Annotated in this window: 1 protein-coding gene; it reads right to left on the reverse strand. The window is 51.6% G+C overall.

Annotated elements, in window-relative coordinates; all coding sequences use genetic code 11:
- Nucleotides 1-344: 344 nt before the first annotated feature.
- The gene (locus F7D20_RS12370) at nucleotides 345-1,985 is read right to left on the reverse strand and encodes an outer membrane beta-barrel family protein (protein ID WP_158464312.1); all 1,641 of its coding nucleotides are present in this window, start codon (nucleotides 1,983-1,985) and stop codon (nucleotides 345-347) included.
- Between the last annotated feature and the right edge of the window lie 105 nt (nucleotides 1,986-2,090).

A 2,090-nucleotide genomic window follows, 5' to 3' on the forward strand; every position in this document is an offset into this window, starting at 1 on the left:
TTCTCAAAAGCGAGTGCAAAAGTACAAACTATTTTCCAAACACGCAAGAGTTTCGACGAAAAAGTTTGAAAATTAACAGTTATTTAACAGTTAGGGTGAAGAATAAGAGACTTTCCTACCACACTCTCATTATATTATACACACGGGAGCGCGGGCTGCGCGTGTGCGCGAGGGTGTATTACCGACAAGTTCCTCTTCTCACCCCCACGGCAGAATATCCAAGACCAGGAACAAATTCCCCGAAAACGGGATTCATAAACATAAAAAGCCCAGGTATGTGGCTCACTTGCCGGCAATACCTGGGAATATTAAAGAGAGAGAATTGATATTTCTTGGGAGGCAAGTTAATCCTTGCTACCCCCTCCACTTTTCACGTCGTCGTTCTCAATGCCACGTTGTGCCTTCTTCACGCTCGCCTTGAGCGAACCGAAGCGGTAGGTAACTGAGAAGTAGAAGCGGCGACTGCTGGTTTTCGACCAGGAACTCTGACGGAAATTAGCGCTTTCGGTCACGTCATCCTGGCGCGTGTACTTATTAAACAGACTGCCCGCATAGACGCTCACGTTGAGACGCTTGTTGAGGAACGACTTCTTGACCGTGATGCCATAGTCGGAATAAGAACTGCCCTTGCCCTGAAGGGAAACACTCTTCGTACGGCCGAAATAATCTAACGAGATGAACCAGTTCTTGGGCAGCGTTTGCTCGATGCCGGTGAAGGTGTAGCCAAACCATCCGTGGTTGCGCATGGTCTGCCCATTGGAGTAGTCGCTGTATAATCCATACAGATTGGAGTAGACGCGTGTCTTGCTGAAGATGTTCCAGCTGACATAGGCACTCAGAGCCGATGCCTTCACCTTACCGATGTTCTCATAGGTGGTGTAGATGACCTGCTTGCCTGTAGGATGGCTCAGTCCTGCGATGGTGCGGTCGTCGACGAGTGAGGTGACTTCCTCGATGCTGTTGTTGACAAAAGCCGTAGCGGCCTTCACGTTCAGACTCAGCTTGCTGGTGTTGAGGTTGAAGCCCAACGTGATCTGATGCTTCTTCTCGCTCACGAGGTCGCTGTTGCCCTGGCTGAGGGAAGCAGGATTGCTGTCATCGAGATAAGGATTGAGATACCAGATGCCTGGACGGAAGATGCGCATGTTGTAGGCAAGGCTGAAATTGGCGTAGTCGGACACACGCACACCGAAGCTTGCAGAGGGCACAAGGTCGTCGAAGTTCTTGCGGAAGTCTTCGCCACGGCCTAAACGGTACTTCACGTCTTGCAGGGTATGCTCATAGCGCAGACCGAGACGACCAGACAGCAGTTTCCATTTCACTCCATAGCCCAGATAGCCTGCGAAGATGTCATTGGTGTGCTTGTAGTGCGAGCTGTTGGCTTCGTCGTAGGCGTAGTCGGCTGCACTCAGTGCCTCACGGGTGTAGCGGTCGTCGTTGCTGTGGTTGTCGCGCATGATGTACTTCAGGCCTGCCTCCAAGGTGTGTATCTTGGCAAAGGGCGTGGTATAGTCTATTTGGAAAGTCTGCTCCAACGAATTGCCGTCCTGTTCGTGGCGCTGGTCTTTCAGCATGTGCAGATAGTCTTGCCATGCAGCCACGCCGTCTATGTCATGATACGCGTATTCGTCTTCGTCATCGCTGGGGTTGCTGTTGATCTTGTAAGACAGGGTGAGCAAGCGGTCTTTCACCGGAAAGGAGCGCTGATAGTCGATGCCTCCGTCTATGGAAGACCATCTGTTGCGGGAACGGTCGAAGTTGGAATAATGGTAAAGGGGACTTTCGTCGAGGGGCGATGTTGCCACTACCTGTTTCTCATTGGGTGTATGGCCTCCGCCAGCCCATAGGCCAAACGAAGCTGACACGAGGCGCAGACTGTCGATCTCATAGCTGGCCTCGAAACTGCCAGAATGGTAGTTGTACCAGCCATTGCTTGTGGAATAGCTCTCCACATTGGCTGATGTCTCGTCGATGTCGCCGGTCACCTCGCGACGGTTGCCGCCCCAGTAGCGCTTCGCATCGCTGTGCGTATAACTACCCCAGTTCGGGATAAGAATAGTTCATAAAAAAGTTGGTAGTCTCACAAATAT

The organism is Segatella copri (genome assembly GCF_009495355.1).
Lineage (GTDB): Bacteria > Bacteroidota > Bacteroidia > Bacteroidales > Bacteroidaceae > Prevotella.